General features: G+C 36.2%; 20 protein-coding genes. 16 read left to right on the top strand and 4 right to left on the bottom strand.

Annotated features, from left to right (window positions below; translation table 11 throughout):
- Positions 1 to 6: 6 nt before the first annotated feature.
- The 4 genes from AB1279_RS08010 (at position 7) to AB1279_RS08025 (ending at position 1,873) form a co-directional block, all read left to right on the top strand.
- On the top strand, positions 7 to 252 hold the full coding sequence (locus AB1279_RS08010; RefSeq protein ID WP_336483212.1) for a YlbE-like family protein: 246 nt from the start codon (positions 7 to 9) through the stop codon (positions 250 to 252).
- An 85-nt stretch (positions 253 to 337) separates the two neighbouring features.
- The gene (locus AB1279_RS08015) at positions 338 to 910 is read left to right on the top strand and encodes a histidine phosphatase family protein (RefSeq protein WP_429758364.1); all 573 of its coding nucleotides are present in this window, start codon (positions 338 to 340) and stop codon (positions 908 to 910) included.
- 76 nt (positions 911 to 986) lie between these two features.
- Complete coding sequence (locus AB1279_RS08020; RefSeq protein ID WP_429754124.1) at positions 987 to 1,439, top strand: YlbF family regulator; 453 nt, start codon at positions 987 to 989, stop codon at positions 1,437 to 1,439.
- A gap of 158 nt (positions 1,440 to 1,597) precedes the next feature.
- Positions 1,598 to 1,873: a YlbG family protein gene (locus AB1279_RS08025; protein ID WP_154710709.1), complete on the top strand. Its 276-nt coding sequence runs from the start codon at positions 1,598 to 1,600 to the stop codon at positions 1,871 to 1,873.
- Positions 1,874 to 1,953: 80 nt separating this feature from the next.
- On the opposite strand, the gene AB1279_RS08030 is transcribed toward AB1279_RS08025, so the two are convergent.
- Positions 1,954 to 2,343, bottom strand: coding sequence for a DUF7147 family protein (locus AB1279_RS08030; RefSeq protein WP_336483209.1), 390 nt, complete (start codon positions 2,341 to 2,343; stop codon positions 1,954 to 1,956).
- Positions 2,344 to 2,781: 438 nt separating this feature from the next.
- On the opposite strand from AB1279_RS08030, the gene rsmD reads away from it, so the two are divergent.
- A complete protein-coding gene (rsmD, locus tag AB1279_RS08035; protein WP_429754125.1) occupies positions 2,782 to 3,357 on the top strand; it encodes a 16S rRNA (guanine(966)-N(2))-methyltransferase RsmD in 576 nt (191 codons plus the stop codon).
- Entirely contained in the window at positions 3,345 to 3,833 is a 489-nt protein-coding gene (coaD, locus tag AB1279_RS08040) for a pantetheine-phosphate adenylyltransferase (protein WP_336483207.1), read from the top strand. Before rsmD ends, coaD begins: the two co-directional genes overlap by 13 nt.
- On the opposite strand, the gene ylbJ is transcribed toward coaD, so the two are convergent.
- The gene (ylbJ, locus tag AB1279_RS08045; protein WP_429758365.1) at positions 3,828 to 5,060 is read right to left on the bottom strand and encodes a sporulation integral membrane protein YlbJ; all 1,233 of its coding nucleotides are present in this window, start codon (positions 5,058 to 5,060) and stop codon (positions 3,828 to 3,830) included. The two genes, coaD and ylbJ, sit on opposite strands and share 6 nt — an antisense overlap.
- Before the next feature lie 107 nt (positions 5,061 to 5,167).
- On the opposite strand from ylbJ, the gene AB1279_RS08050 reads away from it, so the two are divergent.
- Positions 5,168 to 5,959, top strand: a complete 792-nt coding sequence (locus tag AB1279_RS08050; RefSeq protein WP_429758366.1) for a patatin-like phospholipase family protein — start codon at positions 5,168 to 5,170, stop codon at positions 5,957 to 5,959.
- Positions 5,952 to 6,977 carry a SepM family pheromone-processing serine protease gene (locus AB1279_RS08055; protein WP_429754127.1) on the top strand — a complete coding sequence of 342 codons (1,026 nt, stop codon included), beginning with the start codon at positions 5,952 to 5,954 and terminating at the stop codon, positions 6,975 to 6,977. The genes AB1279_RS08050 and AB1279_RS08055 overlap by 8 nt, the downstream gene beginning before the upstream one ends.
- A 75-nt stretch (positions 6,978 to 7,052) precedes the next feature.
- Here AB1279_RS08055 and AB1279_RS08060 read toward each other — a convergent pair whose 3' ends face one another.
- Entirely contained in the window at positions 7,053 to 8,294 is a 1,242-nt protein-coding gene (locus tag AB1279_RS08060; protein WP_429761325.1) for a nucleotidyltransferase, read from the bottom strand.
- A 153-nt stretch (positions 8,295 to 8,447) separates the two neighbouring features.
- Between AB1279_RS08060 and AB1279_RS08065 the strand changes: the two genes are divergently transcribed.
- From AB1279_RS08065 to AB1279_RS08075, 3 genes are all read left to right on the top strand, one after another.
- Entirely contained in the window at positions 8,448 to 8,948 is a 501-nt protein-coding gene (locus AB1279_RS08065) for a YceD family protein (RefSeq protein ID WP_429758367.1), read from the top strand.
- A 61-nt stretch (positions 8,949 to 9,009) separates the two neighbouring features.
- Entirely contained in the window at positions 9,010 to 9,183 is a 174-nt protein-coding gene (rpmF, locus tag AB1279_RS08070) for a 50S ribosomal protein L32 (RefSeq protein ID WP_001984764.1), read from the top strand.
- A 130-nt stretch (positions 9,184 to 9,313) separates the two neighbouring features.
- The gene (locus tag AB1279_RS08075; RefSeq protein ID WP_429754129.1) at positions 9,314 to 9,835 is read left to right on the top strand and encodes an RsfA family transcriptional regulator; all 522 of its coding nucleotides are present in this window, start codon (positions 9,314 to 9,316) and stop codon (positions 9,833 to 9,835) included.
- A gap of 29 nt (positions 9,836 to 9,864) precedes the next feature.
- Here the strand turns inward: AB1279_RS08075 and AB1279_RS08080 are convergent, their stop codons facing one another.
- A complete protein-coding gene (locus tag AB1279_RS08080; protein ID WP_336483201.1) occupies positions 9,865 to 10,335 on the bottom strand; it encodes an N-acetyltransferase in 471 nt (156 codons plus the stop codon).
- A gap of 316 nt (positions 10,336 to 10,651) precedes the next feature.
- On the opposite strand from AB1279_RS08080, the gene AB1279_RS08085 reads away from it, so the two are divergent.
- From AB1279_RS08085 to AB1279_RS08105, 5 genes are all read left to right on the top strand, one after another.
- Complete coding sequence (locus tag AB1279_RS08085) at positions 10,652 to 11,533, top strand: 2-dehydropantoate 2-reductase (RefSeq protein WP_429758368.1); 882 nt, start codon at positions 10,652 to 10,654, stop codon at positions 11,531 to 11,533.
- Between the two features lie 78 nt (positions 11,534 to 11,611).
- Positions 11,612 to 13,228, top strand: a complete 1,617-nt coding sequence (gene bshC / locus AB1279_RS08090; RefSeq protein ID WP_429758369.1) for a bacillithiol biosynthesis cysteine-adding enzyme BshC — start codon at positions 11,612 to 11,614, stop codon at positions 13,226 to 13,228.
- A gap of 386 nt (positions 13,229 to 13,614) precedes the next feature.
- Positions 13,615 to 14,547 (top strand): 16S rRNA (cytosine(1402)-N(4))-methyltransferase RsmH, encoded by a 933-nt coding sequence (gene rsmH, locus AB1279_RS08095; RefSeq protein WP_336483249.1) that lies wholly within the window; start codon positions 13,615 to 13,617, stop codon positions 14,545 to 14,547.
- Positions 14,548 to 14,562: 15 nt separating this feature from the next.
- Positions 14,563 to 14,919: a cell division protein FtsL gene (gene ftsL / locus AB1279_RS08100; RefSeq protein WP_429758370.1), complete on the top strand. Its 357-nt coding sequence runs from the start codon at positions 14,563 to 14,565 to the stop codon at positions 14,917 to 14,919.
- A 21-nt stretch (positions 14,920 to 14,940) separates the two neighbouring features.
- Positions 14,941 to 17,103: a penicillin-binding protein gene (locus AB1279_RS08105; protein WP_429758371.1), complete on the top strand. Its 2,163-nt coding sequence runs from the start codon at positions 14,941 to 14,943 to the stop codon at positions 17,101 to 17,103.
- Positions 17,104 to 17,108 lie beyond the last annotated feature (5 nt).

Consider the following 17,108-nt stretch of genomic DNA (forward strand, 5'->3'; position numbering starts at 1 on the left):
AAAGTGATGAGAAAAGAACTCATCGAATTTGTGAGATCGAATGAAGATTTACAGAAATATATTCGGGAGCAGCCGTATTGGTATCGGAAACTTTCTAGAAATCCAAGTGAAAAGGAATCATTTGAACTGGCAGCTATGCAATATTTTAAAAAGACAATTCCAGACAAGGTAGCTAAGTTTCAAAACCAGTTATCGGTTGCTTCTCTAATGATAGATATGTTTCAATATATGAAACAGCAAAACGTTGATTAAGTTGATTAATTGGAAGTAAAAACTGTGTCCGTCATGCGAAACTTTTGTTACAATAAAAAAGAATTCTGGAAAAAGGAGTTACAGCATGACGGAAATTTGTTTAGTACGACATGGACAAACTGATTGGAATTTTCAAGAGATTATTCAAGGGAGAGAAGACATTCCTTTGAATGAGATTGGAAAACAACAAGCAGCGCAGAGTGCAGAAGTATTACGATCTGGAACATGGGATGTAATCATTAGCAGTCCTTTAGTGAGAGCGCACGAAACGGCACAAACAATTGCTGATGCGATTGGGATAAATACAATTCATCTTGATGAACGTTTTATAGAACGCGATTTTGGTGCAGTATCAGGGAAACCAGTTGATGAAGTAAGGCAGCTCATTGCTGATGGGAATGTCGAGGGCATGGAAACAGAGGAAGAAATTGTAGAGCGTTGTTTTTCTGCATTAAAAGATGTTGCTTGTCAGTATGATGGGAAACGAATTATTATTGTTGCGCACTCTCATGCTATTAAAGCGATTCTTCATGCGATTGTTCCAGGTGAAATTACGTTTAAAACGTCTTTAAAAAATGCATGTATGAGCTATGTGAAACAATCAAAAGGAAAATGGACCGTATTAAGATATAATATTGCAGAACATATCTCTTTATAAGTTGTTTTTAAGTGGGAATGCAAAGTTAGTAGTTCCGTTATAAATGTGATATGATTAGTATTCGGAGGTGTCTCTTATGATACTAGCGACGCTAGAGAGCGTAATGATTCTAGATGAAGCCGAACAATTAGCGAAAGCAGTTGTTTGTTCAGATATAGCTGAGCGTTATCGCGAATGCCATCATGCATTGCAGCAAAATCAAGAAGCACAAACGTTAATTAAACAGTTTATAGCTCTGAAGGAACGATATGAAGAAGTGCAGCGTTTTGGGAAATATCATCCGGATTTTACTTCAGTTTCTGCGCAAATGCGAGAATTGAAACGGGCGGTAGATTTGCATGAAGTGATAGCTGCTTTTAAAAAAGCAGAAAATGAATTGCAAAAGCTATTAGATGAAGTCAGTACAGTGATTGGGATGGAAATCTCAACTTCTATTAAAGTTCCAACAGGGAACCCGTTCTTTGATGCAGGGGGATGTGGAGGAGGTTGTGGTTCTGGTGGTAGCTGTGGGTGCAAAAAAACGGGGTGATTTGCCCCGTTTTTTAGGATATAGAAGAAAATAGATACAAAAACCCCACTAATATCCTTTGGTGTTTGAAAAACTGATCAGGACTTGTATGTAAAGTTATAAATTTCTGTGTGTGTTTGTAAAATAGAAAGAATGAAATTATATAAAAGGAGAAAATTATGTTTGGGCAACGACAAAGTATGATTGTCTATCTACATTCCTTAAAACACGCTAAAATTTTAAGGAAATACGGAAACATTCATTACATATCGAAGCGGTTTAAATATGCCGTTGTGTATTGTGATATGGAGCAATTGGAACATATGATGCAAAAATTAAATAAGCTTCCGTTTGTAAAAAAGGTAGAGCCATCTTATCGCCCATTTTTAAAAACGGAGTTTGAAAATTCTAGGCCAGATCGTGCAAAAGAATATGATTATAATAAGATTGATTAAAAACCCACCAAAATTTGGTGGGTTTTTCTTGTATTATTTGCATGTAGAACTAGTGAGATTTTCTTAGTGGAAATTTCACTTTATTGCATTGGCGGGATGAAATGGTTCATTCGCAATATACCAATGAGATGGTTGAAATATAATTCTTTTTCTGGAAACATTGTCGATGGTTTGACTGTGAAAGAAACGACTTGTTTACCAATTTCTGAAGCGGTATTTTCAAACAAGGCAATGCGTTTGCTTTGTTTATCTTTTTCCACAGGAATTCCTTCTAGACATATGTATAGTGGCTGAAAATTGCCTACTGCTGTTGGATGTAGAACAACAGCAAGAGAACAAACTGATTTATTATCTTTTAGTGTGTGGAATTGTAACATATGAGATACACGGTGTTGGTTTGCCTTTGCGATTTCTAGTAATTCATATAAATCGGAGTAACCTTCACCTAGTTGAATAAAACGTTGAATCATGTCTTTCCCTCCTTCTTCTTTTACTGTATCATTTCATTTTTGAAATGAAAAGAAGGCAAAGAAAAAACCCTGCCGAAGCAGGGCCCTTCTTACACTAGTATGACTAGTAAGAAGGCAAAGGGAGAGGAGAAACCGGAGGAAGAACTTATGGGGAAACGTAAGTCTTCTCCGCGGTTGGCAACAACATCGAAGGTGATGTTGTTATCCTTATTTATGTCCAAACTATATAAAGATATACATTGTAAAATTAAAATTTCTCTTTTGCTTTTTATTTTTCTTTCATATGTTTTATGATAGGATAAAAAAGATGAATATACATAAAGTGAAGCTTCCGTTAATGGAAGTCTTACTGTCCGCGAGTAGTAGGTAACATTGAGCTTGCGCAAGAATGATTTATATGAACAATCTGTTAGAAAGAGATAAAGGTAGTGACAAATTATGAGAGTAGTTTCAGGAAAGTGTAAAGGTCATCCTTTAAAAGCTGTACCAGGTAATACAACGCGCCCGACTACAGACAAGGTGAAAGAAGCCATTTTTAATATTATCGGTCCTTATTTTGAAGGTGGTTTAGCCCTTGATTTGTTTGGAGGAAGCGGTGGTCTTGGTATTGAGGCTCTTAGTAGAGGGATAGATAAAGCTATTTTTGTTGACCGCGATGGAAAGGCTATAAAGGTTATCCATCAAAATTTAGAAAGTTGCAGGTTAGAAGCGCAAGCTGAAGTATATAGAAATGATGCGGAACGTGCTGTAAAGGCGCTTATGAAACGTGAAATATCATTCGATCTTGTACTATTAGATCCGCCGTATAAGGATCAAAAGATTGTCTCTTTAATTAGTATAATGGATCAACATGGTCTGTTGAAAGAAAACGGAATTGTTATGTCAGAACATGGGGTAGATGTAGAATTACCTGAAACAATTGGAAGACTTGTGAAGGTGAGAGCTGAAAACTATGGTATTACAGCGATTTCGATTTATAAGTATGAAGGTGAGGGGACCGAATGGCAAGCATAGCAATTTCTTCGGGAAGTTTTGATCCGATTACGCTTGGACATTTAGATATTATTAAGAGAGGGGCAAAAGTCTTTGAAGAAGTATATGTTGTTGTTTTAAATAATTCATCAAAGACACCACTTTTTACGGTAGAAGAGCGTTTAGAATTAATTCGCGAGGCAACAAAAGATATTCCGAATGTAAAAGTTGATTCACACAGTGGTTTATTAGTAGAGTATGCGAGGATGCGTAATGCAAATGCGATTTTACGTGGTTTGCGCGCCGTATCTGATTTTGAATATGAAATGCAAATTACATCCATGAATCGTAAATTAGAAGAGAATGTAGAAACATTTTTTATTATGACAAATAATCAATATTCCTTTTTAAGCTCAAGTATTGTAAAAGAAGTAGCGCGTTATGGTGGTAATGTCGCTGGACTCGTTCCGCCAATTGTAGAACGTGCCTTAAAAGAGAAGTTTCAAACCCCGTTATGATGAACGGGGTTTTTTGCTATTGATAAAACGCATGAATAGTAACATAACATATAAATATAAACAAAACAGTGTAAAGATTGGACCATATGTAACTAGTAAGGCCCATCCTTTTGTTAGCAGGGTAGATTGTTCAGATAAAAAGACTGGTATATCATATTGGGTAGGTGAAAAAGAATGTAATCTTTCATAAAGTGGTCCCCAAAATATATATGTATAGATTGGAGCAAGGATACTTTGAATAATTCGTGCGATAAAATATGGTTTAAAACGAATGTCTGTTTCTGCTAAAATACTGGCAACTTGAGCTTGAATTGAAAGACCGCTAAATGCTAAAACGAAACTTGTCATCATGGCTTGTTGTAAAATAGAAGTGTGCTCTGTTTGACTAATCATTTGGCTCCCGAGTGTCATTTCAAAAAGACCAGACAAAATAGGGAAACTAAAGTAAGGCGAAAGTTGAAATACAATTAATATTTGTTTCATAATAAGAGCAAGGAAAGTTGTAATATGAAAAACAGTTAGCATTTTATTGAAAACAGAGAATAAAATAATAAACCCGCCAATCATAAGTAATGTTTGAATTGAAGAAGTAATAGCGTCACCGATTAATTTGCCGATGGGGCGTTTTTCTTGTAATCGAGTTTTATGAAGAACGGAAAAGGCGTGCCGCAATGGAATGGGCGTTGAATGTTTCTTCGTTTTTGTTTGTGTGTGTCTATCTTGGTAAAAGCGCATGAGCAGTCCAACTGTGAAGTTACTGACATAATGGGCAGCTGCTAAAATAAGTCCTAGTTTTGGATTGTCAAAGAAACCAATTGCTACAGCGCCAAAAATAAATAATGGATTAGAAGAGTTTGTGAAAGACACAAGGCGCTCTGCTTCAATTTGTGTAAGTTGATTCTCCTGGCGTAACCGAGCACTTAATTTTGCACCAGCAGGAAAGCCAGAGGCCATCCCCATTGCCCATACAAATCCTCCGATACCAGGTACACGAAAGAGTGGACGCATAAGGGGTTCTAATAACACGCCGATGAACTTTACAATCCCTAGTCCAATTAGAAGTTCTGCAATAATAAAAAAAGGTAGTAATGAAGGAAAGACAACCTCCCACCATATATTTAACCCTCGAATAGATGATTGTAGTGCCGCTTGGGGGTGGAGTACGAGAGAAACTGTAAAAAAAGTTACCGATATGGTGAGAAAGCCGGTTTTCCATTTTTCGTACATTTTGTATCCCCCTTTGTCCCAAATGTTCATTTCAGTATACGAGGATACATGGTGAAATTAGACCATAAGTATAAAAAGAGAGTGAAAAAATTTTGAGGGTGAAGAAGATGAGAGAGCCAAAAATTGGATTAGCACTTGGGTCAGGCGGTGCGAAAGGGTTTGCACATGTAGGTGTTATTAAAGTGTTAAGAGAGGCGGGGATACCCATTCATATGATTGCTGGGAGCAGTATGGGAGCACTAATAGGTACGTTTTATGCTGCAGGAAGTAACGTGGACCGTTTGTATCGTTTAGCAACAGTATTTAAGCGAAAATACTATTTGGACTTCACTGTACCTAAAATGGGGTTTATTACTGGCAAACGTGTGAAGGATATGATTAAAATGTTTACATATAATAAAAAATTAGAAGAACTGGATATCCCGACAGCGGTTGTAGCAACTGATATTCTAAATGGTGAAAAGGTTATCTTTACACAAGGTTCTATTGCAGATGCTGTCAGGGCGAGTATTTCTGTACCCGGTATATTTGTTCCAGAGAAAATAAATGGAAGGCTACTAGTTGATGGGGGAGTGATTGATCGTATTCCAGTATCAGTAGTGAAAAAATTAGGGGCTGATATTGTCATTGCCGTTGATGTATCCCCTATTAAGGTCAATGGAGAAGTTACATCTATTTATGATGTCATTATGCAAAGTATTGAAATTATGCAGCATGAACTTGTAGTAAATAGACAAATTGCATCAGATCTTATGATGCATCCAGCTGTAGAACAATTTAGTTCACGGGCCTTTACGAATATAGAAGATATTATTCGTGTTGGAGAAGAAGAAGCGCAGCGGCATATTCAAACAATTTATACGTTGATTGAACAGTGGAAGGAGAAAAAAGATGTTTAAAAAGTTTCGGTATTTATATGCATTACTTATTGGAGTTATAGTTGCAATGTTGATTGTGTTTGTTCCTCTGCCATACTATATTACAAAGCCAGGTATGGCAGAGAAATTAGAGCCGTACGTACAAGTTGAAGGAGGGAATAAAGAGAAGGGTGATTTTATGCTCGTTACGGTTTCAATGGGACGAGCAAATGTTGTTAACTTTCTTTCTGCTAAATTTAACAAGTATGCTGAAATTTTAAAAACAGAAGAAATTTTACAAAAAGGTGAAAGTGATGAAGAGTATCAATTTCGCCAAGTGTATGCAATGAAAGATTCGCAAGATGCGGCAATTTATAATGCATATAAACGAGCAAACTACCCTGTTTCGTTTGAAAATCAAGGGGTACTCGTAGTAGGACTTGCAGATGGTATGCCGGCTGCTGAGAAGTTAAAGCTTGGCGATCGTATTGTTGCTGTAGATGGACAACCATTTCAAACAGCAGAGCAGTTTATTGCGTACATGAAAACAAAAAAACAAAATGATGAAGTAAGTATTAAGTATGTGCGTGAAAAGAATGAGAAAGAAGACAAATTTGTACTAAAGCCAATTCCGGAAGATAAAAGTCGTGCCGGCATTGGGATTTCTATTATTACGGATAAGAAACTTACAGTAAGTCCTAACGTGAAAATTGATGCGCATAAAATTGGAGGACCTTCTGCTGGGCTTATGTTTACATTAGAGATTTATAATCAGCTTGTAAAAGAAGATATAACAAAAGGACACGAAATAGCTGGGACTGGAACAATAAATGAAAAAGGAGAAATCGGGCCAATTGGAGGTATTTCTCAAAAAGTAGTTGCCGCTAATAATGCAGGTGCAGAAGTATTCTTTGCTCCAAATGAGAAGGGAGCAAAGAATTCAAATTATAAAGAAGCAGTGAAAACAGCTAAAGATATAAATACAAAAATGAAGATTATACCTGTGGATACGTTAGATGATGCAATAGCATATTTGAACAAAATGCCAGAAAAAAAGTAAATCCTCTCGTTTAAGAGAGGATTTTTTTATTATGCTACTTGCAGGTAGTAAGACCTACCGGATGAAAGTTTCACTTTATAAAAACACACGTTGCGTTTCGTCATACCGAATCGGATGCTGCGTTATATCACGCTTTATCATTTCACCGCAAAGGGGCTCTTGTAAGATAGAGTAATAAACAGCGCTTGCTTTTCGATCTATATCTAGAAGGGGATGCTGTAACGTTTTTGTATGAGAAAGCAAAGGAAGAGTTATTTGTTTTTTCATACTGGATATATATGTTTGTCCTTTCTGGGACATGCCGAGTAAACGGATATATTGTGCGTGCTGTTCTATGTGAGCTTTTTGCATCTCTTCTTTCGTTGTATTTGTTAAAATATGAGTACAAATACGCTGCAGTCGTGTCCATGTGTAACGTTTTGTTTTTAATGCTTTCATAAATATCGTGAATGAAGTTGCTTCCCGAATAGAAGACAAAATCCGATGCTCCAATCCTTCCTCTACTTCATATATACGTTGTAATTGAGAGGGGGACATTGTTAAGAGTTTATATTTTAGTAAGTGAAAATAATGTTCCCAGTTATGTAGTAGGTGATAGGAATGTTTATATTGCTCTAAAAGTAGCTTTGTTATGTTTGGAACAAATGGAGCAATTGCTGAAAAAGTTTTCTGTTCATGAAATAATTGTTTACGTATGCTCGTAGCACTGGCAATTCGTTCATCTTGAAATGTTTCATCATGGTAATGCGAAGCAAAACGCTTAATTGTACTTGCTTTCATTGAACTTTTTTGCTCAATAATTGCTTTTGTGTAATGGAGTCCTAAAATATTATTTGGCTCTGAGACATCAATAGTAGCTACGTTTTTTTGTAAGGATGAAAATGCCTCAGAAGTGGCTTTTGCATAACTCATTCCAGTTTTTATGTATTGTTGTACAAGCTGATTAAATAAATCCTGCTCAGACTGGTGTATCGTAATTGTATTGTGGAAATGTTCGATATTACCACTTTCGCTTCCAAAGCAAATTTCAGAGACGTGAAGAGCATTTAATATCGAAATAGCACCGTTTGCAAATGTTTCAGCTTTTTGTGTTGCAAAGGCATAAGGAAGTTCAACGACAATATCTATTCCGTTTGCTAATGCCATTTGTGTTCGCGCCCATTTTGAAACTAGGGCTGGCTCTCCTCGCTGTAAAAAGGATCCGCTCATAACAGCAATAATTATATCGGCATTTGTTAACTTTTGGGTTTGTTGCACATGATAAGCATGACCGTTGTGAAACGGATTATATTCAACAATAATGCCGCTAGCTTTTATAATAATCTCTCCTTTCAGTGTAGCATCTTTTCCTAAAACATGATAATCTATATATTATTTCCTATAATGACTCCATTATAGTGTAAAGAAAAAATATTGACAAATATACAACAGCTAGCTATAATTTTGTTTGTTGCCTTGAGGTGATATGATATGAAATGGTCCATCCATGAATTGAACAAATATCGACATAAAGGACTAACGTTGGATGAGATGGTAGATGTAAGTGAGCTGAAAAATGTTGAGAAAGATGTTCGAGACATTACTCCTGTTCATGTGACAGGTAGAGTTGATTTTGGCTCCAACAAATTTACGTTCCATCTACATATAACAGGAAGCATGGTGTTACCATGTTCTAGAACGTTAGTAGATGTAACATTACCATTTGACATTGAAACAACTGAGGTGTTCTTAGTTTCGAAAGAAGATTACGAAACCGAAGCAGATTTTCATTACTTAGAAGGAGAAGTACTTGACTTACTCCCTGTAATTAAGGAAAATATACTATTGGAGATTCCAATGCAAATTTTCAGTGAGGATGTTTCTGAAGGAGCACCGATGCAAGGTCGAGACTGGCAAGTGATTTCGGAAAAAAGCGAAGAAAAGCCTGTTGATCCAAGATTAGCAGGACTTGCGAAGTTTTTTGACAAATAACCAGAAGACCGGTTCAGGCCTTCGTATGAAAATAACTTTCTCTTTTAAGGAGGTGGGAAGAATGGCTGTACCTTTTAGAAGAACTTCTAAAACAGTAAAAAGAAAGCGTCGTACGCATTTCAAATTATCAGTACCTGGTATGGTAGAGTGCCCAAGCTGTGGTGAAGCGAAATTAGCTCACCGTGTATGTAAAGCATGCGGTACTTACAAAGGTAAAGAAGTAATCAGCAAGTAATTGCGAAAATAAACGCAGAAGGGAAACCTTCTGCGTTTATTTTTTTTAACTTTTTCTTTACATGTTATTCTTCTATCTTTTCTAGTAACTGCATATGTTTAATAAAAAATGCATAAGGAGGACTAGAGAGATGGCAACAACAAGACAAGATGCATGGACTGATGACGAAGATTTACTTCTGGCAGAAGTAGTGCTCCGGCATATTCGTGAAGGGGGAACGCAACTTTCTGCCTTCAAAGAAGTAGGAAGACATTTATCACGTACACCTGCTGCTTGTGGATTTCGCTGGAATTCTTACGTGCGTAAACAATATAAAGAACGTATTGAAGAAGCAAAGCGAATGAGGAAAACTGAAAATAATGAAGTGCAAGAACAAAAGAAAGAGAAAATAAATTCTCTTTCATTAACATTAGAAGATGTAATTGTTTTTTTACAAAGATATAAAGCAGAAGAAGAAAAGACGGATTTATATAAAAAGATTGAAGTGTTGCAAAAGGAAAAAGAGGGGCTTTTGCAGCAGTTGTCGTTGTATGAAGAAGAGTATCGCACTTTATTTGATTATATTGACAGAAAAAGAAGTGCAATGGTATTAGAGCCTTCCGAAAAAGAGAGAAAACGGGAAAAAGGAATACTTGAAAAAACATCAAAATAAAAACAGCTGAATTACAGCTGTTTTTATTTTTAAGCAGATTCACTATTTGTAACCGCATTCAAATTTGCGTTTGGATGCCAGATGTAAAAATCTCCATCATCAATAGTTACCTTTTCGAAGTGTAATTTTTCCCAGAAATCGGCAGATTGTACGCGAGCAATTGTTTTGATAGGAAGGTGCAATTGTTTTGCGTAATTGACCAGCATCTTACCAAATCCTTGTTTTTGGAATGTTGGTAACACTTCAAGTTTAAAAAGTTCTACATAAGGTCCAGTAAACAAATTATTAACGGACTGTTGTTTCGTATACAAGCTCATGCGTGCTATAAGAGAGCCGCCGTAATAAATTCCATAAAAAGGAGATTCACTATCATTTTCGATGATATTTGCTTGTAAATCTTCCAACATAGATAATTCTTCAGCACCGCAACCTTTAAACTTTTTAAATTCTTCTAACGTTTTATAATTGATGAGCAAGCGCTCAACTTTGGGAAAGTGCATGTAATCACATCCTTTTCTAGGTGTAAAAAAAAAGAAAAGTATAAATATTTATAATAGTATTATAACGCATTTTTTCATTTTTATGAAGAAAAGAGATAATTCTTTCAGAATTTTTTTGAAAAGTTTGCTAAAATTATTCTATAAAATATAAAGTAAAACTTTCATGAGTGGGGTTTCTTTCCTACTGATGAAAATCTTTCGATAATTGGGCTTTTACGGACAGTTATCCTCAGTATATCGCCTTCGCTTCTTCTGAACCTTAAGATGTGGGGTATACTATCCGTGAATAGCGGGATAAAAATGGGGGCCTTTGTAGATGGAGATTGGTATAGTTGGACCGGGAGCAATCGGGCTCCTTTTTGCATTTTATTTAGAAAAAAATCAGCAGACTGTTACACTATATACCCGAACAATAGAACAAGCTGAGCGATTGAACGAGTGTGGGATTACGTGTGTGCACAACGGTGCAAGAGAAACTGTATATCCGTTTGTAAGTCCTTTAGAGACTATAAATAACAAAACACATGATTATATATTTGTCGCTGTGAAGCAATATCATTTGGAAGGGATATGGCCGTATTTGCAAGCGGCAAACCGGCTTATTTTCTTGCAGAATGGAATGGGACATCTTCATGTATTACAGCAGATTCAAAGTGCCGGTGTTGCGGTAGGGATTGTAGAGCACGGGGCGAAAAAAGAAAATGTTAGCACCGTCCATCATACTGGAATAGGCAGTACGAAATTTGGGCTTATACATGGAAAAGAGGAACAATTTGAATCTCTATTTGCTGTATTCTCTTCCAGTCAATTTCCGTTAGTGATTGAAAAAGATTGGAAACAAACAATGCTTTATAAACTTGTCGTTAATGCATGCATTAATCCCTTAACTGCGTTGTTTGGTGTCCAAAATGGTGAGTTATTAACAAATCCATCGTTTTACAAAGTGATGAAGCAAGTGTTTTCGGAAGTGATGGAAATTGTAGGTGATTCAAAATGTGATGAGTATTGGGAACGTGTATGTACAGTATGTGAAAATACGGCTCATAATACTTCATCTATGTTAACGGATGTACAGAATAATAGAAAAACAGAAATTGATGCAATTATTGGTTATTTAATTCGGGAGGCAGAACAGTATCAAAAATCAGTTCCGACGCTCTCCTTTTTGTATCATTCTATAAAAGGATTAGAAAGATAAGAGATATTCTTTGCTTTTATAACGAACATTGACTACAATTTGGTTGGTGAGAGATCAGGATATGAAAGGAAGAAGTATATGGAGATAAAAGAAATCTCTGTCCCACTTCAAGGCGTTGTTGGGGACTATTTGAAACATAAAAAAGAGATTCAAGAATGCTTTGATTATCCGATAACGGAAGAGGGCTTTGTAAGACGTATACATGATTTACGAAATAGACAGTATCCAAGGCAAGAGTTAGTATCACATTTATTGCAATATAATCAAGAATTGAATGCGGGAGAAAAAACACTTCAAAATATCCATGCTTTGTTAGAGGACGATACATATGTTGTTATTGGGGGGCAACAAGCAGGGTTATTAACTGGGCCTCTTTATACAATTCATAAAATTATATCTATTTTACAACTTGCAAAGGAAAAGGAAGCATCGCTGGGGGTACGGGTTGTTCCTGTTTTTTGGATTGCTGGAGAAGATCATGACATTGATGAAATTAACCATGCTTTCGTTACGAAAAATGGAAAGGTGAAAAAGACAATTTTTCACGAGCGTCATCCATATAAAGCGAGTGCTTCTGAAATGGAGATTTCCATTGAGGATTGTAAACGATGGATAGAAGAAATATTTAAAACATATCCAGAAACAAAATATACAAAGGATGTATTGCATTTTGTAGATGAATGTTTACAGCAATCGCGGACATATGTTGATTTCTTTGCGCATCTTATTACAAAGTTATTTACACAATCAGGTTTAATTCTTGTAGATTCTCATCACTCAATCCTTCGAACTATGGAAGTGCCCTTTTTCAAAGAAATATTAGCACGCTATAAAAATGTGCAAGAAGGACTTAACGATCAGCAACGTGTGTTACGTGAGCAAGGATATAAACCGATTATTGAAACAAAACAGAATGCTGTTCATATTTTTATGAACATCAATGGAGAGCGTCTGCTGTTAGAAGAAGAAGAGGGCCGTTTCATCTGTAAAGAGGGGATGTATTCATTTTCGTATGAGGAGCTCCTAGAAAGAATAGAGAGTCACCCTGAACAATTTAGTAACAATGTTGTAACAAGACCGCTTATGCAAGAATATGTTTTCCCTACGCTCGCATTTATTGGTGGGCCAGGAGAAATTGCGTATTGGAGCGAACTACAACAAGTGTTTCATGTGATGGATTTCCAAATGCCACCAGTTGTGCCGCGTTTGACAATTAGCTATTTAGCGCGCGATATCGAAACTGATTTACAAGATTTGCAGCTGCAGGAAAGTGAAGTGTTCAATAAAGGTATTACTGCACTCCGAGAAAAGTGGCTATCTATGCAAGTTGAAGAGCCGATAGACGATCAATTTACTCATGCAGCGGAGCAAATTGGAGCGATTCATACATCTTTACAACAATTTGTACAAAAAGTAAATCCAGGTCTGCGAGATTTTGCAAAGAAAAATGAGTTGAAAATTATGCAACAACTTGAATTGTTAGAGCGAACACTTCAGGTGGATTTTGAGAGAAAACATGAAGTGCAGCTTAATAAATTTCGTCGAATTGAAAATTCTTTACAACCTCTATATGCACCGCAAGAACGAGTATGGAATATTTGTTATTACTTAAATGTTTATGGACTTGATTTTGTGGAACGAGTTATGAAGCAAACTTTTAGTTGGACTGGAAAACAGCATATTATAAAATTATAAAATCTTGCTCTTAAGAGCAGGATTTTTTTTTATTTCGTGGAATTATCTGTAAAACAATTTTATTTGTAAATTTTAACGTGTAAAAGTTGAGAGTGCTCTTTTTTTTGAAGAACAGTACTTTTTTTGACAAAATGAAACAAAACGAAAGTAGATTATTATCTTTTTCGACATGTTTTTATGTATTTTCCCGCAAAAGATGATAAAATTTAGTATATAATAAGGTGACATTACCATTAGTAGGGAGTTGTGTTCCTGCTAATTGTCAGCTATACCAATCAGACTCTTAGGGGCAGTTATCTCAATTCCTCATAATTTTGCGGATTGACTGTTAAAGCGGGATAAAAAGATGCGTCAAGAGGATTATTTTGCAAAAAGTAGGTGCAACAATGTTTAAACACGTAACAGTGCTTTTAAAAGAAACAGTAGATGGCTTAGAAATTAAACCAAACGGTACATATGTAGATTGTACGCTAGGAGGTGGAGGTCATAGTGCTTATTTACTATCTCAACTTTCCGAAGAAGGAAGACTAATTGCATTTGATCAAGATGAGATTGCAATCCAAAATGCAAAAGAAAAATTCTCTTCTTATAACGGCCAATTTATAACTGTAAAAAGTAACTTTCGCTATTTGAAAGAAAGATTATATGAATTAGGAATTACAGAAGTAGACGGTATTTTATTTGATTTAGGTGTTTCTTCCCCGCAATTAGATACACCAGAACGTGGATTTAGTTATCATCACGATGCTCCGCTTGACATGCGCATGGATCAAGATGCTCCGTTAACAGCATATGACGTTGTAAATAGTTGGTCATATGAACAACTTGTAAGAATCTTTTTTCAATATGGTGAAGAAAAATTTTCGAAGCAAATTGCAAGGAAAATTGAAGCGTACCGTGAGACAAAGCCAATTGAAACAACTGGAGAGTTAGTGGAATTGATTAAAGAAGGGATTCCAGCTCCGGCACGTCGGACTGGTGGGCATCCTGCAAAGAGAGTATTCCAGGCAATTCGTATTGCAGTTAATGATGAATTAAAAGTATTTGAGGAAGCGTTGGAAGCGGCGATTGATATAACAAAAACAGGTGGGCGAATTAGTGTTATTACATTCCATTCATTGGAAGATCGCATTTGTAAAGTGACATTTAAAAAACATAGTACAACACCTCAGCTTCCACCAGGATTACCAATTATTCCCGATGAATATAAACCGAAATTGAAGCTAATTACAAGAAAGCCAATTTTACCTTCTGATGTGGAATTAGAAGAAAATAATCGAGCACGTTCTTCAAAACTACGAATTGCTGAAAAATTATAAAAAGGAGAGAGAGGTATGACAAATTTAGCCGTTAAGTATAAAAAGCAGCAAGTAGAAGTACAATCTCAAGCTCCGCAGCAAGTAATACAGCCAGGTGTGAAAACAAAAATTACAAGAATTGAAAAATTATTGTACGTTGTATTTATTGGCTTTTTATTATATGCATGTGTAGCATTTATTGGTAATAAAGCGGCGTTATATGAAGCTGATGCTAAAGTAACAGAAATGGAAAGCACAATTACAAAACAACAAAAAATAAATCAAGAATTACAGGCTGAAACTGAAAAGCTAACACGTTATGATCGCATTGCAGAAATTGCAAAAAAACATGGGCTTGAAATTAATGCGAATAATGTAAAAGGCTTAAATTAATACAATAGGTGTGAAGAAGAGATGAATACACGTAAATTTCATACCAACAAAGGAGCAGGGTTCTTCATCAAGGTTTTTCTCCTGCTCTTTTTTCTGTTGTTAGCCCGCTTTCTTTATATTCAAACCACGAAAACAGTGCATGGAGTAGATTTAGAGACAATTGCACAGCAAAAACATAATAAAAATGGGGTGCTCGAGGCAAATCGAGGAACCATATATGATCAAAATGGTTATGTACTTGCTCAAGATACAAATTCATATAAGATGGTCGCTGCTTTAAAAGGACAAAATCATATAAAAGACAAAGAAGATGCTGCGGCGAAAATATCGAAAGTACTTGATGTAAGTAAAGAAGAAATTTTGAAGTACTTAAATAAAGACCTGACACAAGTAGAGTTCGGGTCAATTGGAAAAAATTTAACAAAAGAACAGATGGAACAAATTAAAAGTTTGGATATAAAAGGAATTTCTTTCATTACAGAAAAAGCAAGGGTATATCCGAACGGAGATTTTGCTTCTTATGTACTTGGATATGCTAAGCCAAATGATCAAGGAATTGGAGTAGGGCAGTTCGGTCTTGAACAAAGTTTAGATAAATATTTACGTGCTTCTAACGGAAGTATGACGTATACAGGTGATACGAAAGGTGTCTCACTAGATGATAAAAAAAGTGATGTGAAGCCTCCTAAAAATGGAGATAATGTATATTTAACAATTGACCAACGCATTCAAAGTTTTCTAGAAGATGCGATGGCAGAAGCAGAAAAACATTATGATCCATCAATGTTAATTGGAGTTGTAGCGGATCCAAAAACAGGGAAAATTTTAGCGATGTCTAGTAGACCAAGTTTTGATCCAAATAAACCAGAAATTAAAAACTATTTAAATGATCCGATTGCTAATGCGTATGAACCGGGTTCGACAATGAAAATCTTTACGTTAGCGGCTGCGATTAATGAAGGTGTATACAATGGTCAAGAGTATTATCAATCGGGTAAGTACAAAGTAGGGAATTCGGAAATTAGAGATCATAATAACGGTGCAGGATGGGGCTCGATTACGTTTGATGAAGGTGTTGAGCGTTCATCAAACGTTGCTTTCGCTATTTTAGGAAATGAAAAGCTAGGACCTGATCGTTTCCATCAATATATTCATAAATTTCACTTAGATCAACAGACAGGAATTGATTTGCCTGGAGAAGGTAAAAATAGAATTTTATTTGATAAGCAAATTCAGCAAGTAACAACGGCATTTGGACAAGGTTCTACTGTAACTCCAATTCAACTTGTGCAAGCGGCTACTGCAATTGCTAACGACGGGAAAATGATGAAACCTTATGTGGTTGATCGAATTGAAGATCAATTGAATGATAAAGTTGTTAAGCAAAATCATCCAGAAGAGGTAGGGAAACCAGTTACAAAAGAGACTGCAGCACAAGTAAGGCAATTGTTAGAACGAGTTGTAACATCGCCGAAAGGAACGGGAACGGCGTATAAACTTGATGGCTATTCTGTTGGTGGTAAAACCGGAACAGCACAAATTCCGGATGGAAACGGTGGGTATATGACAGGGAAACAAAATTATATTTTCTCATTCCTTGGTATGGCACCAATAGATGATCCGCAGCTTGTGGTATATTTAGCAATTAAGCAGCCTAAATTAAAAGACACTGAAAATGGTGCACAACCGTTAGCTGAAATATTTAAATCTGTAACGAAAAATAGTTTGGAGTATTTAAAGATTAAACCGAATGAAGTAAAAGATGTGCAAAAACAAGTAAAACAGCAGCAAGCCGCTGTTCCAGATGTAGCAGGCAAAACGATGGAAGAAGCAAAGGGAATATTAGAAAAGGCGAAGTTCCGACCTGTTATATTGGGAGAAGGAACGGTCAAACAGCAAGTGCCAAAAGCGGGTGAAAAAACATTAACGGGCGATCGAATATTCTTAGTAGGAGATCAACCGAAAATGCCGAATATTAATGGTTGGGCACTTCGTGATGTGATGAATTTAGCGAAAACATTAAATCTAGATTTGAAACTTTCAGGTACAGGATATGTAACCGAGCAAAGTATTGCTGAAGGTGCCCCATTAAAAGAGAAAACGCCGCTGGAAGTAAAACTTGTTCCGCCCCTTGAACCGCAGCAAGAAGCGGAGACGGAGCCGGACAAAAAAGCCGGCACTTAATATAG

The organism is Bacillus sp. S14(2024) (genome assembly GCF_050473785.1).
Classification (GTDB): domain Bacteria; phylum Bacillota; class Bacilli; order Bacillales; family Bacillaceae_G; genus Bacillus_A; species Bacillus_A yunxiaonensis.